We start from the raw sequence: 25821 nt of genomic DNA on the forward strand, positions 1-25821 counted from the left end.
CGTCATGTTGATCAGACGGAGTCGTGAAAGATTATCCCCAAAGTGTGCCGTGCGCCTGAGTGCAGGGTGCTGACGCCGTGACGCATCGTCACGCGGTAATCGCCGCGCCCGCCGCGTACCGGACGATGATTGACTGCAAAGATCACCGCATCGCCTTGTTGCAGCGGAACCACCTCCACACGCGATTGCATGCGCGGGCGCTGTTCGGTCAGCACGAATTCGCCACCGGCGAAATCGGCCTGCGGTCGCGACAGCAGGATGGCGACCTGTAGCGGGAAGGCGTGCTCGCCATACAGGTCCTGGTGCAGGCAATTATAATCGCCCGCGCCGTAGCGCAGCAGCAATGGGGTGGGGCGCTTCTGGCCGGCCGCGTGGCAGCGGTCGATGAACTCTGCATGGTCGACGGGAAAACGAACCGCGCTGCCCAGCCGCTCTGCCCAGGTATTGGCGATCGGCTGAAGATGGGGATAGAGGCCCCCGCGCAGGCAGGCGATCGCGGGCGGCAGCGGATAGGCGAAATAGCCATAGGCACCGCGCCCGAAACCATGCCGCGCCATCACGATGCGGCTGCGGAACAGCGTGTCGTCGTCATACCATGCCGAAAGGGTGGTACAGGTATCGGCGTCGAGCAGCCCCGGCAGGATGGCCGACCCTCGTGCGTCGAGCGATGTGCGTGTTTCAGCCCAGTCCTGCGCAGCGATCCGTGCGTCGATGTTCGTGATATCCATGCCGGTTGCATCGCACCGTCGGTATTCGATGGCACTCCGCCGCTTGCGCTCGAACCACCAAGGTTCTGACCCTAGAGCGGCTGTGCCCGGCACGTGCCGAGCCAGCAGGGCAGTCCCCAGGACAGTTGCGTCTTCCAGCGGGCGACGGGCGCGACGGGAGCGGGCGGCGCGAAGGGCGCGGTCGTGCCGGGGCCGCCGGCTGGCCAATCAAGGCCCGCAATGCCGTTCGGAACCCATTTGGCGCCGGGTGCAAAATCCCGTCTCAGCCCAAGCAGTCGGATCTGGCCGCCGTCCGGCACCTGGCGATATTCGAAGACGTTGCGCATCGGACCCGTCGGGCCGGTGATCGCCGAGCGGGCGAAATAGATCGTGGCCCAGTCGCCTTGCGGCGGTGCAATGACGTCAATCCGTCGCGCGGATTCGTCCGCCCCGGCGGGCACGGCGACAAGGCGCAGCCCGGTCAGCAGAAATGCGCCTGTCACGGCGGCGATGGCGTATCCGCGCGCCGCGCGCGCATCGCGCACCAGCAGCCATGCCATCAGGCCAAGCAGCGGCAGGATCCATTTGAAATAATGCAGGCCGTTGAAGCGCCACAGTCCGGTCGGGAGCAGGTCGATATAGGCGGCAAGGACGAGAACATAGCTCGCCGCCGCGAACAGCAGGCAGGCGGCATAGCCCCGGCGCCGTGGCTCTCCTGCCCCATGCAACAGCACGAAGAGCGATCCTGCCAGCCCGAGTACGATCCAGGGAATCCTGGTGAGCAATCCCGTGCCGCGCGGAAACCAGGGTGACGGATCGACGAACAGGATCGACATCTTCCAGCCGAGATCGGCGAACCGCGTGCCGATCGCGACCGACAGCTGCGTATAATCGCTCAGCGCCGCGCCGTAGATGCTGACGTGGAGCGCGAGATAACCGAGAATTGGCATCGCGGCGGCAATGATCGCTGCTGCGACATGGCGCCGGTTCAGCACGCCGCGTCGTGCGAGCAGGGCGGCGAGGAACAGGCAGAGGGTGGCCGGCACCACGATATCGGCGGGCCGGGCGAGCGGTACCAGCGCCGCGACGAAGACGAAGCCCGCGACATCGCGCGGCCGCACCGGGGCTTCGCCGAGGGTCAGATCTCCGGCCCGTGCCATCAGCCACCAGATCAGCGCGGCAGACAGAGTGGTGGTCCAGGGCTGAACCCAGGCCTGCCAGAGCTGGGGTGGCCAGGCGATGCTCAACAGCAGGATGATGAGCGCCGCCCGCTGGCCGATGCCGAGATGGGCCGCGACGCGGATCAGCGCGCGCACCATCACGGCGACGCAGATCAGATCAAGCGGCAGATAGGGATTGTCCGGCATCAACGGCACGAACGGCACGGCAAGCAACGGGTAGAGCAGGGGATACCAGTGGTTGTCGGGCGACAGGTTGCCATGCGCCAACGCCAGGGTGGAGCGCAGATACTGGCCCTGGTCGAACCAGCCATGCCATCTCGACCCGGTGAAGAGCTCGACCGGCCCCGATTTCAGCATGCAGAGCAGCAGATAGACAAGGGTCGCGATCAGCGCGGGGCGCCAGTCCCGCCACCAGACCGCCAATTGACTGGGGACTTGCGGCCCGTCGTTCTGCCTGAGCCCGCCCATCAGCGGCGAAATACAGGATCGCGTCGCAGGGGCAAGTGGCGTCGCGTCAGCATCGCTGGTCCGCTGCGGCGCTCATCATTACGGACATCGGACCTGTTCAGTGGCCCCAGCGCCGCATCACAGCCTCGATCTCATACTGCTTCGGCCCGGCGATCGGGCAGGCGCCCGGACGGCGAAAGACGCAAAATTCCTGCGGCGCGCCCTTCCGGCCCGGCGCACAATAGGTCGCCCGGTAATTCGGGCCGAGACCCGCGCCGGCGGCAAGCGGGGCGATCGCGACATTGAAGGCGCCACGCCACGGGGCGGCGACGCTGGTCGCGTCGGGGCCGTAGAAATTGTAGATCGGCGTCTCGCGATCATAAAAGCTGTAATTTGCCGGCGCGGGCGGCTTGGGGCTGAAGAACGCCAGGCCGCATGCTGCGGGATCGACACCGGCTGCACGGATCGCGAGCAGGATGGTGCGATGCGACTGCCATAGTTTCTGCGAGCTTCCCGATACCGCGGCAATGCCGGACAGGATGGTCCATGTCGCAACCGTGCCGATCGTCGCCCATGTCGCGGTGCGCCGGCTCGCCGTGCGGGTCACCCGGGCCAGCACTTCGCCGCTTCCCAGGCTGGCCAGCAGGACGAACAGCGCCAGCGTGGGCAGGATGAAGCGCATTTCCTTGTGCGGAATCACCGAATGCGCTGCGAGATGGACCAGTGCGAGGATCAGCAAGGCGGGATGACGGCGCGCACCAACCAGTGCGAGTGGTACGATGAAGACGCTCGCGATGCTCCAGTTCCGCACCGTCTGGGTCAGGTACCAATACCAGGGCTCGACCCCGAAGCTGGCGCTTTTGTGCTCGATCAGGTTGATGCGGAAATTCTCGATCATCCACCGGAATGGCATTTGCCCGGTGATCAGGTCGACACCCGCCGAGATCGCGAGCGCGGCGATGCCGCCGGCGATCATCGTCGCCCAGCGGCGTATGTCGCGACCGCCGCCGATGATCGCCAGCGCGCCGACAATCGGTGCCATTTGCAGCCGCGCGCACACCGCCAGCCCAAGCAACAGGCCGGCCAGCGCGAGCTGCCGTTGGCTGACGGTGGCGCCTTTGCCGATCAACAGCCACGCCGCGGGCAGGAACAGGGATAGCGAGATCGGCTCGGACAAGGTGCGTGGGCCGTAGAACAGCAACTCGCTCCACACAGCAGCGACGATGCCGGCGATCAGCGCTTGGCGGCGCCCGGCCAGCGCGCCGAAGCGGTAGCATGTCCATACCAGGGCGAGTGACCCCAGCGCGCACAGGAAGCGCGGCAACAGGATCGGAAGCATCGTCCCCGGCGCGATGAAATGGCCGATACCCATCGGGCCGGCCACCACCAGCGGGATCAGCCACGACCTGATTCCGGCACGATATTCCCAGGCGCGCACCCAGGTGCCGTTGGTCAGATAATGTGCCGGCTCCAGATACTGCCAGAGCTCGTCGGGATGTGCGATCGCCGGGATGAAAGCGACCGCTACGCGTAGCGCCAGCGCCAGCAGGAGAATGCCCGCCAGAGTCCGATTGGCTCGATCGATGCTGGCATCCCGGCCGCTCGCCGCGACCATCGTTCCGTCAGTGATGGTTGACCACCACCGCGGCAACCACCGCCTGCATCAGTGCCTGGCGCTCCGGGATCGATTTGAGCGTGTCGCCAATCATCACCGCGAGCGCATAGCTTTTGCCGTCGGGTGCGGTCAGCAGGCCGACATCGTTATAGCCCGCGGTGCGCCCGGCCAGGTCCTGGCCGGTGCCGGTCTTGTGGCCGAAGCTCCACCCCTCCGGCACGGCGCCGCGCAGGCGCATCTTGCCGGTCTTGGACGATTGCATCGTACTGATCAGATAGTCGGTCGAACTGGCCGACAGCAGTTCGCCTTTCTTCAGTTTCACCAGCGCGCCTGCGATCGCCATCGGCGCGGCACCGTCGGGCGGATCGGTGACATAGCGCTCGAACGCGGCGATGCGATCGCTTTGTGGCAGGCTTGCCCGCGCGCGGGTAAAGGCATTGCCAAAGGCATATTCAGGCTTCCACGCCAGGCCGGCAGTGCCGCTTTGCAGGAGCCGCTCGCCCGGGCCGAAACGAATATCGCCGAGTTGCTTACGCAGGATGAAGGCGCGGACTGCCTTGGGGCCGCCGACATAGCGAAGCAGGCGGTCATTGGCGGTATTGTCGCTCATGGTCAGCGCGCGTTGCAGCAATGCGCCGATCGTGGTCTCATAGCCGTCGCCCTTGATCAGCGCAGCGATCGGTTGATGGAACAGGGTCAGATCCTCACGCTTTACCGTGACCGGATCCTCGAGCCGCAGCTTTCCGGCGTCGCGGAAATCGAGCACGGTCATCGCCACCCACAGCTTGCTCACGCTTTGCTGGGGCAACAATATATCGCCGTTGCTCTGGACGCTCCAACCGCCGTCGATGCTGCGCACCGCAATGCCGACACGGCCGTTGAAGCTGCGGCCCAGCGCGGCGATATTCGTGCTCAGTGCCTGCGGCGCGCTGACTGGGCGCGGGGTCGGTGGTGGAACGGGAATGACGAGTTGATAGGCCGGTGCACCGTAAGCCGGCGCGCGATAGGTCGGCGATACGGCACGTGAATCCGCCATTTTCGGGCTGGCAGCAACGCAGGATGCGACCGCCATCGCGGCGAAGATAATCGCCGCCGGCCGCCGCCATTTTGCGTTGGAATGCCCAGAATTGATGAGTTGTTCAGTCACGCAACAATGCCCCGCCCCCGGAGAATTTCGACCTTTATGCGCATAATCTTGCTAAGAAATAGCTGAACGGCGAGATTGCGATGAAGTGCCGCTGACACGCGGTGGGACGGTTCCGTAACAAATGCGCAACCCACTGACTCTTCAGGGAATCAATACTGTATCGATCGCGTCGGGAAGCATTTCGGGATAGTCGAGCGTATAGTGCAGCCCGCGCGATTCATGGCGGTGCAGCGCCGAACGCACGATCAGATCGGCGGTCTGGAGCAGGTTGCGGAGCTCGATCAGATCCGGCGTAACGCGGAAATGTCCATAATAATCATTCACTTCCTCGGTCAGTAGACGGATGCGATGTTGCGCGCGCTCAAGCCTTTTGGTGGTGCGGACGATGCCGACATAATTCCACATGAAGCGGCGAATCTCGGTCCAGTTCTGCTTGATGACGACTTCCTCGTCGGAATCCTCGACGCGGCTTTCATCCCAGGCGCGGATCGGCGGCGGTTCCGGCAACTCGTCCCAATGCGCATTGATATGCTTGGCGGCCGCCTCGCCGAACACAAAACATTCGAGCAGCGAGTTGGAGGCGAGCCGGTTGGCGCCGTGGAGGCCGGATTCGCTGCATTCGCCCGCGGCATAGAGGCCGGGCAGGTCGGTCCTGCCGTTGAGATCGATCACCACTCCACCACAGGTATAATGCTGCGCCGGCACCACCGGGATCGGGTCCTTGGTCATGTCGATGCCGAGACCCATCAGCTTTTCATAGATGTTGGGGAAATGCTCCTTCACGAAATCAGGGCCCTTATGGCTGATGTCGAGATGGACATAATCGAGCCCGAGCCGCTTGATCTCATGATCGATCGCTCGCGCCACGATGTCGCGCGGCGCGAGTTCGGCGCGGTCGTCGAAATCGGGCATGAAGCGATAGCCGGTTTCCGGGATCAGCAAATGGCCGCCCTCGCCGCGCACCGCCTCGGTGATCAGGAAGTTCTTGACCTCGAGATTGTACAGGCAGGTCGGGTGGAACTGCATGAATTCCATGTTCGACACGCGGCATCCCGCGCGCCACGCCATCGCGATGCCGTCGCCGGTCGCGCCACGCGGCGCGGTCGAGAAAAGATAGGTGCGCCCGGCGCCGCCAGTGGCGAGTATCGTCGCGCGAGCGGTGTACAGCTCGACCCGCCCGGTCGCGCGATTGACCGCATAGACGCCCCACACATGGCCCGAACCCGAATAGCGTTCCTCGTGCCGCCCGGTGGCGAGGTCGATCGCGACCATGTCGGGTATCAGAGTGATATTGGGATGCGCGGCCGCGGCGCGGGTCAGCGCTTCCTGCACTGCCCAGCCGGTCGCGTCGTCGACATGGACGATGCGGCGGTGGCTGTGTCCGCCTTCGCGCGTCAGGTGCCGGGCATCGCCGTCCATGTTGAACGGGACGCCCAGAGCGGCAAGGCGTTCGATCGCGGCGGGTGCGCTTTCGACCACGAATTCCACCGTGGCGCGGTCGTTGAGCCCGGCGCCGGCGACCATCGTGTCCTCGATATGGCTTTCGAACGTGTCGCCGGGTTCGAGTACCGCAGCGATCCCGCCCTGCGCCCAGGCGGTCGATCCTTCGCTCAGCCCGCCCTTGGCGAGCACCGTCACCTTGAACCGGTCGGCCAGGTTGAGCGCTGCGGTCAGCCCGGCCGCGCCGGAACCGATGATCAGAACGTCGCTTTGCTTTGAGTCCGGCACACCCACTCCGTTCTTGACCACAGGCTAGGCGTTGGAGGCCCGTGTCAGGTTGAGGAACACATCCTCCAGATCGGCCTCGCGGGTCGACACGTCAACGATGCCATAGCCATCGGCCTGGACCGCGGCGAGCACCTCGCCGGCATTGGCCACGTCCTTGCGATAGGTGATGGCCAGCGTGCGGCTACCCTTCAGCTCGATCTTCTGGAAGCAGGTCGCTGCGGGTGGCGTCACGACGTCGCGGTCGACCGTCACCTCGACCAGTTTTTCGGTCGCCATGCCGACCAGCTCACGGGTCGGCTTGTCGGCGATCAGCTTGCCATGATTGATGATCGCGATCCGATCGCAGAGCTGCTCGGCCTCTTCGAGGTAATGCGTGGTCAGCACCACCGTCACGCCCTGCGCGTTGAGCTGGCGAACATAGGCCCAGAGTTGCTGGCGCAGTTCGATATCGACACCGGCGGTTGGCTCGTCGAGTACCAGCACGGGCGGAGAGTGGACCATCGCCTTGGCGACCATCAGCCGCCGTTTCATCCCGCCCGACAAGGTACGGGCATAGGCATTGGCCTTGTCCTCCAGATGCACCGCGCGCAGCAATTCCATCGAGCGCCGCTTCGCCCTGGGCACGCCGTACAGCCCTGCCTGGATCTCCAGCGTCTCGACCGGCGTGAAAAAGGGGTCGAACAGGATTTCCTGGTTGACGATGCCGATCGATACCTTGGCGTTGCGTGGATGCTGATCGATGTCGAAGCCCCAGATCGACGCGGTACCGCTGCTTTTGTTGACCAGGCCGGCGAGGATATTGATCAGCGTCGACTTGCCCGCGCCGTTCGGCCCGAGCAGTCCGAAGATGCTGCCGCGCTCGACATCGAGCGTCACATCGTCGAGCGCGCGCTTGCCGCCCGCATAGGTCTTGCACAGATTGGCGATCGAGATTGCGGCTTCCGTCATGGAGGCCGCGATAGGCCCAGAGTCGCGCAACCTCAATCCTCCCCGTACCGGGGAGGATCCAAGTGCCGGCGAGGATTGTTTGCGGCCCTCCACCTTGCTATCGCGCGGTCATGATCGCACCTCCCGAAACCCTCCGCGTCAGCCATGCCCGCGTTTCCTGTGACGGGGCGACCGACATTCCCGGCGGCGCTTCGCTCGGTCATCCGCGCGTGTTCCTGCAGATCGACGAGCATGGCTATGTCGATTGCGGCTATTGCGACCGGCGCTTCGTGTTGATCGGCGGACCCGCCGATGGCGTCGATCCGGCGACTCTTCCCGATATCGCGTCTGGCGCCAGCCTTTAAGCCAACTATATTGCAGGACATGACCAGTCCCGCAGATCCCCGCGCTTTCCTTTATCATGCCGGCCAGCTTGAGCCCGAAGAGGCGCAGCGCCTGACCGCGCAAGCCTTGTCCAAAGCGGATGATGGCGAGCTTTACCTGCAATATCGCAAGGCCGAAGCATTCGGTTTCGATGATGGCCGGTTGAAGACCGCGAGCTACGATACGCATTCCGGCTTCGGCCTGCGCGCGGTGTCGGGCGAAACCACCGCCTTTGCGCATGCCAATGAGCTGAGCGCCGCCGCGATCAACCGCGCGGCGGAAACGATGGCGCTGATCGATCCGTCGACCGGGCCCAAGGCTGGACCGCCGCAAGGCACCAACCGTCACCTTTATACCGATGCCGATCCGCTCGACCTCGTGCCCTTCGCGGACAAGGTCAATCTGTGCCAGACGATCGACGCCGCCGCCCGTGCGCGCGACCCGCGTGTCGCGCAGGTCTCGGTCGCGCTGTCGGGCACGTGGAGCGTGGTCGAGATCGTCCGCCCCGACGGTTTCATCGCCACCGATATCCGCCCCCTGGTGCGGCTCAACGTATCGATCGTGGTCGAACAGAATGGCCGTCGCGAAACGGGCAGTTTCGGCCTTGGCGGCCGCTATCTCTACGATCAGCTGATGCAGCCCGAGACCTGGAACCGCGCGATCGATGAGGCGCTGGCACAGGCGGTGGTCAATCTCGATTCGGTCGACGCCCCGGCCGGTGAGATGACCGTGCTGCTCGGGCCGGGCTGGCCCGGGATCCTGCTGCACGAAGCGATCGGCCATGGGCTGGAGGGCGATTTCAACCGCAAGGGCACCTCGGCCTTTTCGGGCCGGATCGGCGAGCGCGTCGCGGCGCCCGGTGTGACCGTGGTCGATGACGGTTCGATCGCCGATCGCCGCGGCTCGCTGTCGATCGATGACGAGGGCACGCCGACGCAGGAGAATATCCTGATCGAGGACGGCATCCTCAAGGGCTATATCCATGATCGGCTCAACGCGCGGCTGATGGGCGTCGCGCCGACCGGCAATGGCCGGCGGGAAAGCTTTGCCCATGCGCCGATGCCGCGCATGACCAACACCTTCATGCGCGGCGGCAAGGACGACCCCGCCGAGCTGCTCAGCCGCGTCAAATCGGGCATTTTCGCCAAGAGCTTCGGCGGCGGCCAGGTCGATATCGTCTCGGGCAAGTTCGTGTTCAGCTGCACCGAGGCGTACAAGATCGAGAATGGCAAGCTCGGCGCGCCGATCAAGGGCGCGACGCTGATCGGCGACGGGCCGTCCTGCCTGACTCGTGTCGAGGGCATCGGAAACGACTTCGCGCTCGATGAAGGCGTCGGCATGTGCGGCAAGGCCGGGCAGAGCGTGCCTGCCGGTGTCGGGCAGCCGACCCTGCTTGTCGCCGGCCTGACCGTCGGCGGGACCGCGATGTGATCGCCGCGCTGCTTCTCGCCGCGCTTGCCGGTCAGGCGGCTCCAGCCCCGGCTGCTCCGGCGCCTGCGCCCCAAGGGGAGCCGATGGCGTGCACGATCGGCCCGGTCGAACGCAACTTTGGCGGCTCCGACTGGGCGGTCTTTGCCTGTAGCGACGGCAAGAGCGCGGTCGTGCTGTCGAAGCCGGGAAGCCCGGCCGCGCCCTTCTTCTTCGCAATCCAGCCTCAGCCCGACGGCCATTATGCCATTGCTGGTGAGGGAACGGGTGACAAGGCGCTGAGCGAGGCGGCGGGCAATGCCCTGCGCAATCTCGGCAAGGCCGGCCTGGCGCAGCTCGTCGCCGACGCGCGCGCTGCGGCCAAAAAGTGACTGGGACGGGCGCTTGGCCGGTCCTTGACTGGGCCGCCTGGCGCGAAACGGCGATCGGCCTTCAGCTCCGCACCCAGATTATCGGCAAGGTCCGGCTCGCTCTGACGCCGTGGCTCAACCATAGCTGGCATGTGCCGCTCTATCTCACCGCCCGCGGCCTTTCGACTTCGCCGATCCCGTGCGGTGACCGCATCCTGCAGGTCGATTTCGACTTCATCGCTGAAAGGGTGGTGCTGGCGACCAGCGACGGTGGGGTGCGCACCATTCCGCTCACCGCCGGTTCAGTTGCCGATTTCCATGCTGCGGTGATGGCCGTACTGGCCGAATTCGGGGTTGATTGCCGGTTCGATCCGAAGCCGAGCGAGATGCCGGATGCGTTGCCCTTTGCCGAGGATCATGCCGAACGGCCCTATGATGCCGATGCGGCGCGCAATTTCTGGCGGGCGCTGATCCGCGTTTCGCGCATCTTCGGCGAGTTTCGCACCGGCTTTCTCGGCAAGGCGAGCCCGACCCATTTCTTCTGGGGCAGCTTCGATCTCGCTTCGACGCGCTTTTCGGGACGTAGCGCGCCGCGTCATGCCGGCGGCATGCCCGGCTTGCCCGATACGGTGACGTGCGAGGCCTATAGCCATGAGGAAGCGAGCATAGGCTTCTGGCCGGGTAGCGACGCCTATCCGCACGCGTCATTCTACGCCTATGCCTATCCCGCACCAGCGGGCTATGCCGAGGCAAGAGTCGAGCCGGCTGAAGCAGCATTCAACCGCGATCTCGGCGAGTTCCTGTTGTCCTACGATGCGGTGCGCGCCGCCGGCGATCCGGACGCGGCGTTGCTTGCCTTTTGCCGCTCGACCTATGATGCCGCCGCCGATCTCGGTAACTGGGACCGGACGGCACTCGAATGTCCGCTCGGGCGCCCGCGTATTCCGCGCGCGGTCTGACCAGAATGATATCGTCGGCCGGTGCCGGCATGATCGAGGTGTTGCGATGGCCGAATTCTTCGACGCACTGACCGACGACCACCGCGCCTTCATCGCGCGCCAGCCGATGTTCTTCGTCGCGACCGCGGCGGAGGGGGCACGGATCAACCTCAGTCCGAAAGGCATGGATTGTTTCCGTGTGCTCGATGACAAGCGCGTCGCCTATCTCGATGTGGCGGGCTCGGGCAACGAGACCAACGCGCATCTGCTTGCCGATGGGCGAATCACCATCATGTTCTGCGCGTTTGACAATCCCGCTTTGATCTTCCGCATCTATGGCCGCGGGCAGGCGGTACTGCCGCAGGACGATCGCTGGGCTGAGCTCAGCGCGCAATTCACTTTATTGCCTGGCACGCGCCAGATCTTCGAGGTGGCGATCGACCAGGTGCAGACCAGCTGCGGCTGGGGCGTGCCGTATATGACGTTCGAGCGCGAGCGGCAGACCCTGGTCAAATATCATGCGGGATCGAGCGATGCCGAACGTTTTGGCAAATATGCCAAGCGAACCACCAGCATCGATGGCCTGCCGGTGCGTAACCCGACCGTGATGGCGCGATAATGGCGCTCGTCGAGCTCGGCCGGTTCAATCGCAACGAAGCGCATATCCTGATCGGCCGGCTGGAATCGGACGGTATCACCGCACTCGCCTTTGACGGCGAATCGAGCATCGGCGACGGTAGTTATCTGTTCATCCCGGTGCGCGTGATGATTGATGAGGATGATCTGATCGCAGCACAGGCGATCATCGGAACCACTGCCTGATTCTCGGGCATTTGTTCGCAACTGCACAAATTTTTACCTTCGCTTAATCTTCGATCCTGGGATTCGGCGCGATTCCGCCCCGATTCCGTGTTGCTTCGACTCTGGCACGAGCATTGCTGAGGAGCTCCCGGGACAATCAAAGGGGGCGCGAATGAAGCTCGTCATAGCAATCATCAAGCCGTTCAAACTCGACGAGGTACGCGAGGCGCTTACCGAAATCGGGGTCGCGGGCATGACCGTGACCGAAGTGAAGGGCTTTGGCCGCCAGAAGGGCCAGACCGAAATCTATCGCGGTGCCGAATACAGCACCAACATGGTGCCGAAGATCAAGATCGAGATCGTCTGCGCATCCGACCTCGCGGCGCGTGTCGTCGAGACGGTGCAGGCAGCGGCGAACACCGGCGCGATCGGCGACGGCAAGATCTTCGTGCTCGACGTCGGCCAGGCGGTGCGCATCCGCACCGGCGAAACCGACCAGACAGCGCTGTGATGAAGGGGGTAATGATGAAGCACACACTGAAACTCGCCGGCGCTGCCGGCCTCGCCTTCTTCGCGGCCTTGCCTGCCTGGGCGCAGACGGCGGTTGCCGCCGCGCCCGTCGCCACGGTCAACAAGGGCGACACCGCCTGGATGATGACCTCCACCATCCTCGTTCTGATGATGATCCTCCCCGGCCTTGCACTCTTCTATGGCGGCCTGACCCGCACCAAGAACATGCTGTCGGTGATGACGCAGATCGGCGCCGTCGCGGCACTGACCATGCTTGTGTGGGTGATGTGGGGCTACACCATGGCGTTCGGTCCCGACTATACATCGGGTCTTAGCAACGTCGTGTCGAGCTTCGGCAAACTCTTCCTGTCGGGCGTCACGCCGGCCTCGCAAGCGGCGACCTTCACTCCCGGCACTGAGATCCCGGAATATGTCTTTATCAGCTTCCAGATGACCTTTGCCGCGATCACTATCGCGCTGGTGCTGGGGTCGCTGGTCGAACGGATCAAATTCTCGGCAGTCATGGTCTTCGCGCTGGTCTGGCTGACCATCGTCTATTTCCCGATCGCGCACATGGTGTGGGCGGCGAGCGGTTATTTCTTCAAGCTTGGAGCGCTCGATTTCGCCGGCGGTACGGTGGTGCACATCAATGCCGGCGTCTCGGCACTGGTCGCGGCACTGATCATCGGCAAGCGCGTCGGTTACCCGACCGAGCGGATGGCTCCGCATTCGCTGACCCTCGTCATGGTCGGCACCGGCCTGCTCTGGGTCGGCTGGTTCGGCTTCAACGCTGGCTCGGCGCTCGAAGCCAATGGTTCCGCCGGCCTCGCCATGATCAATACCTTCGTCGCCACCGCTTCGGCGGGTCTGTTCTGGATGCTGGCGGAGCGGGTTGCCGGTCACAAGGGTTCGGCGCTGGGCTTCTGCTCGGGCATCATCGCGGGTCTGGTCGCGGTAACGCCGGCGGCGGGCAATTCCGGCCCGTTCGGCGCGATCGTTCTCGGCGCGGTTGCCTCGATCGTCTGCTTCGTGTTCGTGACCATCGTCAAGCCGAAGCTCGGCTATGACGACTCGCTCGACGCCTTCGGCATTCACGGCATCGGCGGCATGGTCGGCGCGATCGGCACGGCGGTGGTTTACGCCCCGTCGCTCGGTGGCCCGGGTGCTGCCGATTATGCGATGGGCGCCAAGCTGCTGGTTCAGCTCGAAGCGGTCGGTGCGACCATCGTCTGGGCGGCGATCGGAACGACCATCGCGATGTTCATCGCCAAGGCTGTCACCGGTGGCCGGGTTAGCCCCGAAGTCGAAGCCGAAGGCCTCGATCTCGGCGAGCATGGCGAACGCGCCTATAATTATTGACGAGATTGGGGGCCGGCCTCGGGGGAGACCGGCTTCCAAACCATGTTCCTCCTGCGGACAACCTCAGGCCGGTGCGGCAACGCACCGGCCCTTTTTACCTCTCGGGTTGATCGGGTTCCGCCGTCTCTTCCGCCTCGGCCGCCGCCTTCTCGTCCTGCTGCTGGCGATAGCGCCGCGCAGCCAAGGTCGCGCCGAGGATGAAGCCGCCCGGCACAAGGCAGACCGTGGCGACAAGCCCGATCCGGTTCCACAATTTCCTGTCCATCCGGCGCCTTTAACGCCTCAGGCGAGATCGGCCTGCACGAAATCGGCGCAGCGCTCGCCGATCATGATCGACGGCGCATTGGTGTTGCCCGACACGAGCTTCGGCATGATCGAGGCATCGGCGACATACAGCCCGTCGACCCCGCGCACGCGCAGCTTCGGATCGCACACCGCCAGATCGTCCGATCCCATCCGTGCCGTGCCGACCGGATGATAGATGGTGTCGGCGCGCGCGCGGATCAGCCGCTCGAGCGCGTCGTCGTCGTTCAGGTCGATCGGATAGCGGTCCTTGCCCTTATGGTTGGAAAGCGGCGGCGCTTCGAGGATGCGGTACATCGCGCGCACGCCCTTTTTCAGCAATTCGACATCGCGCCGGTCGGCCAGGAAAGCGGGGTCGATCAGCGGCGCCGTGCGCGCATCGATCGACTGCAGCTTGACTGTGCCATGGCTTTCGGGGCGCAGCACGCAGACATGGCAGGAAAAGCCATGCGTCTTGAGCTTGGTACGGCCATGATCCTCGAGCATCACCGGCACGAAATGCAGCTGGATATCGGGCGCCGGCGCGTTCGGGTCGAGCGTCAGGAAGCCACCTGCCTCGGCATAGGGCGTGGTCATCGACCCGGTCCTTCGGCGGAACCATTCGATCACCGCGCCGGCCGACTTCAGCGTGCCGGCAAGCGATTGGCCAATGAAATAGCTGCCCCTGGTCTCGAACCCGGCGACATAATCGACATGGTCCTGCAAATTGGTGCCGACCGCGGGCCGGTCGGTGCGCACCGCGATGCCATGCTCGCTCAGATGAGCGCCCGGACCAATGCCCGATAGCATCAGCAACTGCGGCGTGCCGAATACGCCGCCGGCAAGCACCACCGCGCGCTTCGCCTTGATGATCTTCTCCTCGCCATCCTGCAGATAGGCGACGCCCCAGGCGCGGCCTTCGTCGAACAGCACGCGTTCGGCGACGACATCGGTCAGGACTTCGAGATTGCGGCGCTCTTTCGCAGGTTCGACATAGGCGCGCGACGCGCTCCAGCGCTCGCCGCCATGCTGCGTCACCTGGTAAAGGCCGATCCCTTCCTGCCGCGCGCCGTTGAAATCGTCATTGCCGGGGATCTGCAGGTTGCGCGCCGCTTCGACGAACTCAAGACTGCCGGGATGCGGCGAGCGCTGGTTGCTGACGCGGAGCGGTCCGTCACCGCCGTGAAAATCATCGCTGCCGCGCTCATTGGCCTCGGATTTTCTGAACCAGGGCAGCACCTCGTCATAGGACCAGCCGGGACAGCCCAGCGCCGCCCAATTGTCGTAATCCCACGCCGCGCCGCGCAGATAGAGCATCGCATTGATCGCGCTCGACCCGCCCAGGCCACGCCCGCGTGGCTGATAGCCGCGTCGGCCGTTGAGCCCGGCCTGCGGCACGGTTTCGAACTGCCAGTTGGTCTTCTCGGTCTGGAAAGGGATGAATCCCGGGATGCGGGTGCGAAGGCCGGTGTTGCGGCCGCCCGCCTCAAGCAGGGCGACGGTATATTTCCCGCCCTCGCTCAGGCGGCCCGCGGCGGCGCTCCCGCCCGATCCTCCTCCGACGACGACGATATCGGCTTCTTCCACAGCGCACCCTCCGCTCGGCGCTGCTTTTCCAGCCAGCGCTCTTTGATGATTTCCGACGTATCCCGGCTGCCGTCGTGGCTCCATCCCGGGGGCATGACCATATAGCCCAGCTTGGCGCGCCAGCCCGGTGCCGCCCACACGTCCCTGGCGATGCCGATCCATTCATGGAATGCGGCCCAGATCAGGTTGAAGCTGCCGAGATTGTGCACGATGCCATAGCGTGGCCGATCATCGTCGCGCTCCGGCTCGAACGTGCCGAACATCTTGTCCCAGATGATGAACACCCCGGCATAATTCTTGTCGAGATAGCGCGCATTGGTCGCATGATGGACGCGGTGGTGCGACGGCGTGTTCATCACTGCCTCGAACCAGCGCGGGCAGCGCCCGACCACTTCGGTGTGAATCCAGAACTGATAGATCAGGTTGATCGCCCCGACGAACAGCAGCATCTCGGGCGGAAAGCCGATCAGGGCGAGCGGCAGGCGGAAGATGAAGCCGAGCGAGACGAAGCCGGTCCAGGTCTGCCGAAGTGCCGTCGACAGATTATAATGCTGGCTCGAATGATGGATGACATGACTCGCCCAGAACCAGCGCACGCGATGCGCCGAGCGGTGAAAGGCATAATAGGCCAAATCGTCGATCACGAAGGCGAGCAGGAACCAATACCAGGCATAGCCGATATCGAAGAGCCGGAACTGCCACACCCAGACCGCAATGGCATAGGCAATGCCGGCGGTGAGGACGCCGGCCACCGTGCTGCCCAATCCGAGCGCCAGCGAGGTCAGTGTATCGCGCGGCTCGTAACGCGTCCGGTCCCTGAATCGCGCCACGACCATCTCAAGCGCGACGAGCAGGACAAAGCCCGGCACGGCATATTTGACCGGGTCATAGGCGACGAGGAAATGCAGATCCATGGGGGCTGCTTACACTCTTGTCAGCGACGCTTCCAGTCCGCGCACATCTTCATCGATCACGCCGAGCAAAACGACCCCGCCGAACAGCCGTTCGCCAGTGTCGATCTCGACTCCTTCGACCGCCGGGCGGATGCGCAGCGGTGCGAGCAGACGCCGCGCCGCAACCTTCGCGCCGTGGCGTTTCAGCACCGCAATCGCACCATTGCCCGCGACCAGCGCGGCATTGCCGTCCGTACTGACGATCGCGGCGCGAGCCTCGAAGCCGGCAAGCATGTCCTCGGCCATTTCGCGCGCCTTGGCGGCGTCGCCGATCCGGCTCTCGCCCAGCTTGAGCAGATGCGCGATCCCGGCGAGCCCGAGAATCGCGACCAGGCTGCCGCCAAGCTGGACCCAGTTCATCTGCCCGAAGCTAACGCATCGAGCAGCGGGCGGATGCCGGTCAGGTCGTACCCGGTGGCCGCCGCCTTCGCCATCACCGTATCGGGATGGTCGCCCATCTTGACTCGCGCCAGCGCCCAGAGATTGCACGACCGCGTGCCCGAACGGCAATAGGCGAGCACCGGTCCGCCGGCATCTTCGAGTGCCGCGACCATCGCATCGACCTGATTGCCCGAAAAGCCCGAATGGGTGACCGGAATCTCGGTATATTTCAGGTTCAGCGTGTCCGCGATCAGGCGCACTGCCGCGCCCTCGGGCTGGCCGGGCTCTTCATCGTCGGGGCGATTGTTGATGATCGCGGTAAAACCGGCGCGCGCGATCTCGGTCACGTCGGCGGGGGTGATCTGCGGGGCGACTGAAATCGAGTCGTCGATGGGGCGGATGCTGGTCATGGCGTGGACCTTGCCGTCCGCCGCGCGCAAAGTCGAGATGGCGGCGGGCAATGAAGTAACGGGACTTACTGGTGGAGATCCTCATAACCGGTCAGCGCCGTGGTCACCGCTGTGTCGGCCGCATATTTCCTGCGCAGTCCCACCGCCTCGGCATCGATTCCCTTGCAAACTTCCGCCACCGCCTTTTCCAGTTCGGCGCGGCGTTCGGCATCATAATCGGGCTCGCCGATGAAATGCTCGCAATCCTCATAGCGCGCGACGAAGCGCTGCACGTCGCCGGGCAGGCCGCGCGCCTTGGGGTAAGTGGTCAATTGCTGCTCGTTGAACGCCGGAGCGTCCTCAGGGAAGGGTGATGCGGTTTCGACCGGCTGGGGCGAGGGCGCAGCGGAAGGAGAGGGTGCCGGAGAAGGTGTCGGGGACATCATCACCGCCTCATTCTCCACCATCGTCGAGACGCCGTTTTCGGCCGTGCCATTGCCGGACTGAGGCTCCGACGTGCAGCCGCACAGCGCCGCGCTCACGATCAATACCGCCAGGATTCTCATGCCGCCTCCCGAATCACTTGCAGAAAGGCATCGCCATACGCCTCCAGCTTGCGTGCCCCCACACCGGAAATCCGTCCCAGCGCCGCGGCATTGGCGGGGCGCGTCGTCGCCATCTCGCGCAGCACCGAATCATGGAAGATGACATAGGGCGGCACGCTCGCTTCCGCCGCCAGCGCGCGGCGCTTGGCGCGCAGCGCTTCGAACAGCGGGTCGCCGGTTGGATTGGCCACCGCGCCGGCCCCGCCACGACGGCGGCGTTCGCGCTTTGGCTGGACGATCAGCGCCACTTCGGCCTCACCCTTCAGGATCGCCTTGGCTTCGGGCCCGAATTCCAGCCCGCCGAAATCATTGGCGCGCAGTGCATCGCGCAGCAGCAGCGCGCGCGCCACCGGCTTGATCAGCGCCGCTTCTTCGGATGAGGAAGCGATACCGAACACGCCAAGCGCTTCATGCCCGTTCATCAGGCTGCGTTCGCTCGACTGGCCGGTCAGGATGCTCTCGATATAGCCGACGCCGAAGCTCTGCCCGGTGCGGAACACCGCGGAGAGGAATTTGCGTGCTACCTCGGTGGCATCGACGGCGCTGGGCGGGCTCAGGCAATTATCGCAATTGCCGCAATTCTCCGGCGATTCGTCGCCGAAATGCTTGAGCAGGATACGCCGCCGGCACCCCGCCGTCTCGACCAGCGCACTCAGCGCGGTCAGCCGGGTGCGCTCGCCCGCCTGGCGATGCGGCTCGACTTCCGAAATGCGCAGCCGCGCCTTGGCGAAATCCTCCGCGCCCCAGAACAGATGCGCGATCGCCGGGTCGCCGTCGCGCCCGGCGCGGCCGGTTTCCTGGTAATAGGATTCGATCGATTTGGGCATGCCCGCATGTGCGACGAAGCGGACATCCGGCTTGTCGATGCCCATGCCGAACGCGACCGTGGCGACGATCACCATATCTTCGCTGGCGACGAAATCGGCCTGGTTGCGCGCGCGCACCTGCGGATCGAGCCCGGCATGATAGGCGCGCGTCGGCCGCCCGGTACGGCCCAGCGCCTCGGCCAGTTTCTCGGTCGCGGCACGCGTCTGGGCATAGACGATGCCCGGCCCCGGCTGCTCGGCGATCAGATCGGCGATCTGCCGCGTGGTATTGTCCTTGGGGCTGATCATGTAGCGGATATTGGGCCGGTCGAAGCCAGCGACGATCATCCCCTCGCGCGGAATACCGAGCTGATCGAGAATGTCTGCGCGCGTGACGGCATCGGCGGTCGCGGTCAGCGCGAGGCGGGGGACATGGGGGAAATGGTCGAGCAGCGGGCGCAGCAAACGGTAATCGGGACGGAAATCATGCCCCCATTCCGACACGCAATGCGCTTCGTCGATCGCGAACAGCGCAAGCGGTGCCTGGCCCAGCAGATTGCGGAAGCTTTCGCCCGATGCACGCTCCGGCGCGACATAGAGCAGGTCGAGCTCGCCGCGCCGGAATCGCGCGATCGTCTCCATCTGGTCGGTATCGACTGAGGTCAGTGTCGCCGCGCGAATGCCAATCGCGGACGCCGCGCGCAGCTGATCGTGCATCAGCGCGATCAGCGGCGAGACGACCACGCAGGTGCCGTCCAGCGCCACCGCGGGCAGCTGATAGCAGAGCGACTTGCCTGCCCCGGTCGGCATCACCGCAAGCGTATTCTCGGCTGCGAGCACGCGGTCGACCACTTGCCGCTGCACCCCGCGAAACTCGGGAAAGCCGAAAGTGGATTGCAGGATGGGCAGGGGATCGGTCGACATTGCGACCGGCCTAGGGTCCGGGCCGGATTACCGCAATGGTCGAGATCGCCTGAGGCTCCGGGATCTCCGCGAGATTCCTGCCCGGCAGCGCTCAAGATTACCTATCTTGATATAAGTATCTGATACACAATACTTTTATTTAGGGCGATTTGAAAAAGATACGACACAACCGGTGTCCCATATCTCCCGTCGCTCCTCGTGCGTCCGGCAGGTGCTTGATCCCCAAGCACCTGCCGTCAATCGCAACGGCGACGCCTATTTCGCGTTCAGCCCGAGATAGTCGAGCATCGGACCGACATCGGGATCCTTGCCATAGAAGGTCTTGAACATCGGCCCATAATCCTGGGTATGGCCGCGCGACAGGATCAGGTCGCGGAAGCGCTGGCCATTGGCGCGGGTCAGGCCGCCATTGGCGACGAACCAGGCATAGGCGTCATGGTCGAGCATCTGGGTCCAGGCATAGGCATAATAGCCCGCGGCATAGCCACCGCCCCAGATGTGCGAGAAATAGCTGCTGCGATAGCGCGGCGGGACCTTGTCGGTCTCCAGCCCCATCGCCGCCAGCGCTTTCGCCTCGAACGCATCGACATCCTGCTTCGGCGCGTCGGCGGGCAGCGAATGCCACGCCATGTCGAGCTGCGCCGCTTCCAGCGCCTCACCGGTGGTATAGCCCTGGTTGAATGTCTCGGCGGCACGGATCTTGTCGACCAGCGCCTGAGGCATCGGCGCGCCGGTCTGATAATTCACCGCATAGTGCGCCAGCACCTTGGGATCGAGCGCCCAATGCTCGTTGAACTGCGACGGGAATTCGACGAAATCGCGCGCCGTGTTGGTGCCAGACAGGCTCGGATAGACCTGGTCCGCGAACAGGCCGTGCAGCGCATGGCCGAATTCATGGAACATGGTGGTCACATCGTCGAAGCTGATCAGTGCCGGCTTGCCCGCCGCCGGCTTGGTGAAATTGGCGACATTATAGATCACCGGCTTGGTGCCGAGCAGCTTGGACTGGCCGACAAAGTTCGACATCCATGCACCGCCCGACTTGTTGTCGCGCTTCCAATAATCGAAATACATCAGGCCGATCGTCGTGCCGTTCGCCTCGGACACCTCGAACACGCGGACATCGGGATTATAGACCGGGATGTCCTTGCGCTCCTTGAAGCTGATTCCGTAAAGCTGGTTTGCGGCATAGAAAACGCCGTCTTTCAGCACTTTGTCGATCTCGAAATAGGGCTTCAGCTGCTCGCCATCCAGGTCGTACTTCGCTTTGCGCACTTGCTCGGAATAGAAATCCCAGTCCCATGGCTTCAGCTCGAAATCGCCGCCAGTCGCCTTGATCTGCGCCTGGATCGCGGCCGCTTCGCTGCGCTGCTTCGCCGACAAGGCCGGGCCGAACTGCTTGAGGAAGTTGCTTGCCGCACCGGGCGTCTTGGCCATCTGGTCGACCAGGACATAATCGGCAAAGGTCGGGAAACCGAGCAATTTGGCTTTTTGCGCACGCAGCACCGCCAGTTCGGCGACGGTTGCGCGTGTATCGTTGGCGTCGCCCTGTTCGGTTCGCGTCCAGCTCTTCTCGAATAGCGCCTGGCGCGTCGTACGATCGGTCAGCGAGGCGAGCGCCGGCTGCTGCGTCGTGTTCTGCAGCGGCAGCACCCATTTGCCCTTCAGCCCGCGATCGCTCGCGGCTTTCGCCGCAGCGGCGATGCCGTCGGCGCCAAGCCCGTCGAGCTTCTTCACATCGTCGACCACCAGCCCGCCGGCCTTGGTCGCGGCGAGCAATTTCTGCTGGAATGCGGTCTGCAGCGACGAAATCTGCGTGTTGAGCGCGCGCAGGCTGGTCTGGTCGGCCGCCGACAGCTGCGCGCCGGCGCGCACGAACTGCTGGTAATCGACCTCGAGCAACTGTGCCTGCTCTTGCGTCAGCGTGAGCGTCGCCTTCTGGTCATACAGCGCCTTGACCCGCGCGAAGAGCCTAGCGTTGAGATAGATCGCGTCGGAATGCGCGGTCAGCTTGGGCGAGATCTCGGTATCGATCGCCTGCAGCGCGTCATTGGTGTCGGCCGAACTGAGCGCGGAGAAGACCTGGCTGACCCGGCCGAGCATCTGACCCGAGCGTTCCAGCGCGGCGATGGTGTTGTCGAAGGTCGGCGCGGCTGGATTATTGGCGATGATCGCGATCTCGACCAGCTGCTGCTTCATGCCCTGTGCGAACGCCGGCAGGTAGTCGCTGGTCTTGATCTTGCGGAAATCCGGCGCCTGGTACGGCAAGGTACTGGCCGTGGCGAAGGGATTGGTACGTGCCGGCGTGGCGCTGCCGGCTGGAGCGCTCCACAGCGTGGCGACAAGGGCGGTGGTGGTAAGCAGACGTGCGACGATCATGGCCATTCCTTGGGGAGTTCAGGCGGGCCTTGTTGGTCGCGTGGCGGCGAACAGCAAGTGAAATCGCACCGTCATTCCGCCGCCATCACGCCATCTTCATCGGCCCGCTCCTGCGCCTGGCGGTTCCACATTTCGGCGTAGAGCCCGCCCTTGCGCAGCAGCTTGGCGTGATTGCCGCGTTCGACCACCTGGCCGGCTTCGAGCACGACGATCTCGTCGGCATTGACCACGGTCGACAAGCGGTGGGCGATGACGATCGTCGTGCGCCGTGCGGAGATTGCCTCCAGCGTGTCCTGGATCTCGCCTTCAGTGCGGCTGTCGAGTGCGCTGGTTGCTTCATCGAGAATCAGGATCGGCGGATTCTTGAGCAAGGTGCGGGCAATCGCCACGCGTTGCTTTTCGCCCCCTGACAATTTCAGCCCGCGTTCGCCCACGCGCGTTTGATATCCCTCGCTCTGGCTCTCGATGAACCCGGCGATCGCCGCGCCGCGCGCCGCCGTCTCGATCTGCTGCTGGTCTGCACCTTCACGGCCATAGGCGATATTGTAGCCGATCGTGTCGTTGAACAGCACCGTATCCTGCGGCACGATGCCGATCGCGGCGCGCAGGCTCGCCTGGGTGACCTGCGCGATGTCCTGGTCGTCGATCGTGATGCGGCCGCCGGTCAGGTCGTAGAAACGGTACATCAGCCGCGCGAGCGTCGACTTGCCCGCGCCCGAAGGCCCGACCACTGCCAGCGTATGTCCAGCCGGGATATTGAGATCGATGCCCTTCAGGATCTCTCGCCCGCCATGCTCTGGGTCGTCATAGCCGAAGCGCACATCTTCGAACCGGATATGGCCCCTGTCGACAACCAAAGCCGTCGCGCCGGGCGCATCGACCACTTCTGACGGGGTATCGATAAGGTCGAACATCGATCCCATGTCGATCACGCCCTGGCGGATCGTGCGATAGACCATGCCGAGCAGGTCGAGCGGGCGGAACAGCTGGGCGAGCAGAGTCGATACGAGCACGACGTTACCGGCAGTGAAACGGCCGCTGCTCCAGCCCCACACGATCAGCGCCATGCCGAACGCCATCATCACATTGGTGATCAGCGCCTGACCGATATTGAGCCAGGCGAGCGAATTCTCGCTGCGCACCGCTGCGCTGGCATAGGCGCCCATCGCCGCATCATAGCGTTTCGCCTCGCGCTCCTCGGCGCCGAAATATTTCACCGTCTCGAAATTGAGCAATGAATCGACCGCATGGCTGACCGCGCCGGTATCGAGGTCGTTCATCTGCGTGCGCAAGGCCGCGCGCCAGTCGGTCACCGCGCGGGTGAAGGCGATATAGGCGATCACCATGATCAGCGTGGCGGTGACCAGCCAGCCACCGAATTTTGTCCAGAAGATGCCGACCACCATGGCCAGCTCAAGCACGGTCGGCGCGATGTTGAAGAGCAGGAAATAGAGCATCGTATCGATGCTCTTGGTGCCGCGCTCGACCACCTTGGTGACTGCGCCGGTGCGCCGTTCGAGATGGAAGCGCAGCGATAGCTGATGAAGATGGCGGAACACCGTCGCGGCAAGCCGCCGGGTCGCATCCTGCCCGACGCGTTCGAACACCGTGTTGCGCAGATTGTCGAACAGCACCGACCCGAAACGCGCAGCGGCATAGCCGATCACCAGGGCGAGAATCAGCGTCGTCGCGCTGCGATCGCCTTTGGCCATACCATCGACCGCGCCCTGCAGCGCGAAGGGTGCGCCATAGACCTGCACCACCTTCGACACGACGACCAGCAACATCGCCAGCACGATGCGCAAGCGCAGCGCCGGTGCATCGGCGGGCCAGAGATAGGGGAGGAACCGCCTGAGCGTCGGCAGGAGCGGACGCTCTCGGGAAGTTGGTTCGGTCATGGGTGGCATAAGGACGGTATGTAGGTCACCCGCAGCGTCGGTGAAAGGTCAATCCCCCGGACAATCCTTTCATGGAACCAGAGTGTCGGTTCGTCGATTTATGCCGATGATACGGGAGACGACGACATGGAACCTCTGTTCTACGTCATGGCGATCATGGGATGTTCGGACGGCAGCGCGAATTGTGCCGAAGCGCGGGTCGAATCCGCTCGCTACGCAACGATCCAGCAATGCCAGGCGGCAATGCCCGCAGCACTCACCCGCAACAGCGATATCGACTATCCGGTGGTCAGCGCCGCATGCCGCGCGAACGGCGAACGCATGGTGCAGCTGAAACAGGATCGCCGCGCGAGTTGAACCCGATTGGCCGATTCCCGGCAAACTGATAGATCTACCCCCATCGGCTGAGCGGTGGGGGTTTTTGATGGGCAAGCGGATCCTGAGCGTCGTCCTCGGCGCGGTCGCCGCGGTGGTGATCGTCGCGCTGACCGAATTGCTCGCCGGGACGCTTTATCCGCTGGGCGGGGAGCTCGACAGCGCCGACGCCGAAACCACCGCCGCGATCATGGCCGGCATGCCGCTCCCGGCGAAGCTGCTCGTGGTGCTGGCCTGGTTTCTCGGCGCGCTTGGCGGCGCGTGGCTGGCACTGAGAATTTCCGACTGGCGCTGGGCAGGCTGGATCGTCGCGGTGCTGGTCGTCGCCGGCGGCATCTCCGCCATCGTCATGCTGCCCCATCCGCTGTGGATGCAGGTCTGCGCGGTTGTCGTGCCGCTGCTCGGCGGCCGCATCGCGGCGCGGATTCACCGCAAACCCTATCCCGGGGAACCGCTACTCGGCTGAAGCGGGGTTGCGCTCGATCGGCAGCGACCAGCGGATCTGGTCGCGCAACAGGGCTTCGAGCTCCTCCGCGCCGACATTATGCGCGGCGGCGCGCTTGCGCAGCAACATGGCCAGCAAGGCGGCCCGACTGGGAGGCTCGGGCCGGACGGCGCGTCCCTGCGCCAGTGCGCGGGACAATTTTAAAGAAAGCATGGTCACAAGGTCCGCGATGCTGGATGCGGGATGACCAGCCGGTGACTGATCATGATTAACGCTGCGTTCGTGCTCTCTGAGGCAGGACTTCAGGGCGGGTCCACAGCCCGGGATCCCGCGGCGAATCCGGGTACAATGCCTGTCGCCGCATTGCCTCGACCAGCGCGCGGGCGATAAAGCCGATCTTCGCTGCCTTGGATGTCGTCACGCGGTGGTCCCAGGCATGCTCGCCTCCTGCAGCGACTTTGCGCCCGATCGCACCATAGATACCCGCGGCCGACAACACTGCCCAGGCCGACCGCAGGTCCAGTTTCGTCGTGCCGATCCGCGAGCTTGCCTCGAACAGCGCTGCGCGATCGGCCAGCCGCCGCGCCAGCACCGCCAGGCGGCGGCGAAACGGCGGCTTCATGTGCTGGCCCGGCGGAATGTCCATTTCGACCAGCCATTCCTCTGGCACATAGCAGCGCCCGACCCGGTCATCCTCCTCGATGTCGCGCGCGATATTGGCGAGCTGGAACGCCATGCCCAGGTCACAGGCGCGGTCGAGCGTCGCCTCGTCATCGGGCGACACGCCCATGATCACGGCCATCATGCAGCCGACCACGCCGGCGACATGATAGCAGTATTTGTAGAGATCGGCCTCGGAGCGCGGCCGCCAGTCGCGCGCGTCGAGCGCGAACCCTTCGATCAGATCATGCGCGAAGCCATGTGGCAGGTGCGTCTCGGCCGCGACGATGCGCAGCGCATCGAAGGCGGGCTCGCCGACCGGCTTACCGGCCAGCGCCGCTTCGGTCATCGCCCGCATGCGCTCGAGTCGCGCCGGCGCATCGGTGACGACGCTCATGCCGTGCCCATGGTCCTGCCCGTCGGCGATATCGTCACAAGCGCGGCACCACGCGTAGAGCAGCCAGGCGCGTTCGCGTGTGGCGGGGCTGAACAATGTACTCGCGGCGGCGAAACTCTTCGACCCGCGTGCAATCGACTCCCGCGCCGTCGCGACGATCGCATCGCGAGTGGGGAGGGCGGTTGCTTGGCTCACGGTCTGCCGCCCCTTTGCGTGGA

At 64.5% G+C, this 25821-nt stretch carries 27 protein-coding genes; 10 read left to right on the forward strand and 17 right to left on the reverse strand.

Translation table 11 applies throughout. From position 1 onward, the window contains the following. Window positions 1-11: 11 nt before the first annotated feature. The 6 genes from H3Z74_RS20990 to H3Z74_RS21015 form a co-directional block, all read right to left on the reverse strand. On the reverse strand, window positions 12-728 hold the full coding sequence (locus tag H3Z74_RS20990) for a 2OG-Fe(II) oxygenase (RefSeq protein WP_187761448.1): 717 nt from the start codon (window positions 726-728) through the stop codon (window positions 12-14). A 71-nt stretch (window positions 729-799) separates the two neighbouring features. Continuing rightward, window positions 800-2356 (reverse strand): hypothetical protein, encoded by a 1557-nt coding sequence (locus H3Z74_RS20995; protein ID WP_187761449.1) that lies wholly within the window; start codon window positions 2354-2356, stop codon window positions 800-802. Between the two features lie 97 nt (window positions 2357-2453). Further along, window positions 2454-3950, reverse strand: coding sequence for a glycosyltransferase family protein (locus H3Z74_RS21000; protein ID WP_187761450.1), 1497 nt, complete (start codon window positions 3948-3950; stop codon window positions 2454-2456). A 7-nt stretch (window positions 3951-3957) separates the two neighbouring features. Next, window positions 3958-4986 carry a serine hydrolase gene (locus tag H3Z74_RS21005; RefSeq protein ID WP_229726717.1) on the reverse strand — a complete coding sequence of 343 codons (1029 nt, stop codon included), beginning with the start codon at window positions 4984-4986 and terminating at the stop codon, window positions 3958-3960. Window positions 4987-5238: 252 nt separating this feature from the next. Continuing rightward, window positions 5239-6825, reverse strand: a complete 1587-nt coding sequence (gene nadB / locus H3Z74_RS21010) for an L-aspartate oxidase (protein ID WP_187761451.1) — start codon at window positions 6823-6825, stop codon at window positions 5239-5241. A 24-nt stretch (window positions 6826-6849) separates the two neighbouring features. Further along, complete coding sequence (locus H3Z74_RS21015) at window positions 6850-7773, reverse strand: ABC transporter ATP-binding protein (RefSeq protein WP_187761452.1); 924 nt, start codon at window positions 7771-7773, stop codon at window positions 6850-6852. 110 nt (window positions 7774-7883) lie between these two features. On the opposite strand from H3Z74_RS21015, the gene H3Z74_RS21020 reads away from it, so the two are divergent. The 8 genes from H3Z74_RS21020 to H3Z74_RS21055 all read left to right on the forward strand — a co-directional run bounded on the left by H3Z74_RS21020 (window position 7884) and on the right by H3Z74_RS21055 (window position 13522). Further along, window positions 7884-8117, forward strand: coding sequence for a zinc-finger domain-containing protein (locus tag H3Z74_RS21020; RefSeq protein WP_187761453.1), 234 nt, complete (start codon window positions 7884-7886; stop codon window positions 8115-8117). 19 nt (window positions 8118-8136) lie between these two features. Further along, window positions 8137-9567, forward strand: a complete 1431-nt coding sequence (gene tldD, locus H3Z74_RS21025; RefSeq protein ID WP_187761454.1) for a metalloprotease TldD — start codon at window positions 8137-8139, stop codon at window positions 9565-9567. Beyond that, window positions 9564-9935: a hypothetical protein gene (locus H3Z74_RS21030; protein WP_187761455.1), complete on the forward strand. Its 372-nt coding sequence runs from the start codon at window positions 9564-9566 to the stop codon at window positions 9933-9935. The genes tldD and H3Z74_RS21030 overlap by 4 nt, the downstream gene beginning before the upstream one ends. Next, a complete protein-coding gene (locus H3Z74_RS21035; protein ID WP_187761456.1) occupies window positions 9932-10873 on the forward strand; it encodes a DUF5996 family protein in 942 nt (313 codons plus the stop codon). The genes H3Z74_RS21030 and H3Z74_RS21035 overlap by 4 nt, the downstream gene beginning before the upstream one ends. Before the next feature lie 46 nt (window positions 10874-10919). After that, on the forward strand, window positions 10920-11471 hold the full coding sequence (locus H3Z74_RS21040) for a pyridoxamine 5'-phosphate oxidase family protein (protein WP_187761457.1): 552 nt from the start codon (window positions 10920-10922) through the stop codon (window positions 11469-11471). Then, window positions 11471-11674 (forward strand): putative signal transducing protein, encoded by a 204-nt coding sequence (locus H3Z74_RS21045; RefSeq protein ID WP_187761458.1) that lies wholly within the window; start codon window positions 11471-11473, stop codon window positions 11672-11674. Before H3Z74_RS21040 ends, H3Z74_RS21045 begins: the two co-directional genes overlap by 1 nt. 151 nt (window positions 11675-11825) lie before the next feature. Continuing rightward, entirely contained in the window at window positions 11826-12164 is a 339-nt protein-coding gene (locus H3Z74_RS21050) for a P-II family nitrogen regulator (protein WP_187761459.1), read from the forward strand. An 11-nt stretch (window positions 12165-12175) separates the two neighbouring features. Continuing rightward, window positions 12176-13522 carry an ammonium transporter gene (locus H3Z74_RS21055; protein WP_390901779.1) on the forward strand — a complete coding sequence of 449 codons (1347 nt, stop codon included), beginning with the start codon at window positions 12176-12178 and terminating at the stop codon, window positions 13520-13522. 94 nt (window positions 13523-13616) lie between these two features. Here the strand turns inward: H3Z74_RS21055 and H3Z74_RS21060 are convergent, their stop codons facing one another. From H3Z74_RS21060 to H3Z74_RS21100, 9 genes are all read right to left on the reverse strand, one after another. After that, window positions 13617-13787: a hypothetical protein gene (locus H3Z74_RS21060; RefSeq protein ID WP_187761461.1), complete on the reverse strand. Its 171-nt coding sequence runs from the start codon at window positions 13785-13787 to the stop codon at window positions 13617-13619. Between the two features lie 17 nt (window positions 13788-13804). After that, on the reverse strand, window positions 13805-15391 hold the full coding sequence (locus H3Z74_RS21065; protein WP_187761462.1) for a GMC family oxidoreductase: 1587 nt from the start codon (window positions 15389-15391) through the stop codon (window positions 13805-13807). Then, window positions 15325-16305 carry a sterol desaturase family protein gene (locus tag H3Z74_RS21070; RefSeq protein WP_187761463.1) on the reverse strand — a complete coding sequence of 327 codons (981 nt, stop codon included), beginning with the start codon at window positions 16303-16305 and terminating at the stop codon, window positions 15325-15327. The genes H3Z74_RS21065 and H3Z74_RS21070 overlap by 67 nt, the downstream gene beginning before the upstream one ends. Window positions 16306-16314: 9 nt before the next feature. After that, a complete protein-coding gene (locus H3Z74_RS21075) occupies window positions 16315-16704 on the reverse strand; it encodes a hypothetical protein (RefSeq protein WP_187761464.1) in 390 nt (129 codons plus the stop codon). Beyond that, window positions 16701-17135 (reverse strand): protein tyrosine phosphatase family protein, encoded by a 435-nt coding sequence (locus tag H3Z74_RS21080; RefSeq protein ID WP_187764456.1) that lies wholly within the window; start codon window positions 17133-17135, stop codon window positions 16701-16703. The genes H3Z74_RS21075 and H3Z74_RS21080 overlap by 4 nt, the downstream gene beginning before the upstream one ends. A gap of 65 nt (window positions 17136-17200) precedes the next feature. After that, window positions 17201-17680 carry a hypothetical protein gene (locus H3Z74_RS21085; RefSeq protein ID WP_187761465.1) on the reverse strand — a complete coding sequence of 160 codons (480 nt, stop codon included), beginning with the start codon at window positions 17678-17680 and terminating at the stop codon, window positions 17201-17203. After that, window positions 17677-19449 (reverse strand): DNA helicase RecQ, encoded by a 1773-nt coding sequence (gene recQ / locus H3Z74_RS21090; protein WP_187761466.1) that lies wholly within the window; start codon window positions 19447-19449, stop codon window positions 17677-17679. Before recQ ends, H3Z74_RS21085 begins: the two co-directional genes overlap by 4 nt. Before the next feature lie 255 nt (window positions 19450-19704). Then, window positions 19705-21828: a peptidyl-dipeptidase Dcp gene (gene dcp / locus H3Z74_RS21095; protein ID WP_229726718.1), complete on the reverse strand. Its 2124-nt coding sequence runs from the start codon at window positions 21826-21828 to the stop codon at window positions 19705-19707. A gap of 71 nt (window positions 21829-21899) precedes the next feature. Continuing rightward, window positions 21900-23735: an ABCB family ABC transporter ATP-binding protein/permease gene (locus H3Z74_RS21100; RefSeq protein ID WP_187761468.1), complete on the reverse strand. Its 1836-nt coding sequence runs from the start codon at window positions 23733-23735 to the stop codon at window positions 21900-21902. A gap of 117 nt (window positions 23736-23852) precedes the next feature. On the opposite strand from H3Z74_RS21100, the gene H3Z74_RS21105 reads away from it, so the two are divergent. Both H3Z74_RS21105 and H3Z74_RS21110 read left to right on the forward strand, forming a co-directional pair. Beyond that, complete coding sequence (locus H3Z74_RS21105; RefSeq protein WP_187761469.1) at window positions 23853-24083, forward strand: hypothetical protein; 231 nt, start codon at window positions 23853-23855, stop codon at window positions 24081-24083. Window positions 24084-24150: 67 nt separating this feature from the next. Further along, window positions 24151-24567, forward strand: coding sequence for a hypothetical protein (locus H3Z74_RS21110; protein WP_187761470.1), 417 nt, complete (start codon window positions 24151-24153; stop codon window positions 24565-24567). Here the strand turns inward: H3Z74_RS21110 and H3Z74_RS21115 are convergent. Together H3Z74_RS21115 and H3Z74_RS21120 are read right to left on the reverse strand one after the other, a co-directional pair. Continuing rightward, window positions 24556-24759 (reverse strand): hypothetical protein, encoded by a 204-nt coding sequence (locus tag H3Z74_RS21115; RefSeq protein ID WP_187761471.1) that lies wholly within the window; start codon window positions 24757-24759, stop codon window positions 24556-24558. The genes H3Z74_RS21110 and H3Z74_RS21115 overlap by 12 nt on opposite strands. 55 nt (window positions 24760-24814) lie before the next feature. Beyond that, on the reverse strand, window positions 24815-25798 hold the full coding sequence (locus tag H3Z74_RS21120; protein ID WP_187761472.1) for a phytoene/squalene synthase family protein: 984 nt from the start codon (window positions 25796-25798) through the stop codon (window positions 24815-24817). Between the last annotated feature and the right edge of the window lie 23 nt (window positions 25799-25821).

This window comes from Sphingomonas alpina, from assembly GCF_014490665.1.
Classification (GTDB): Bacteria; Pseudomonadota; Alphaproteobacteria; order Sphingomonadales; family Sphingomonadaceae; genus Sphingomonas; species Sphingomonas alpina.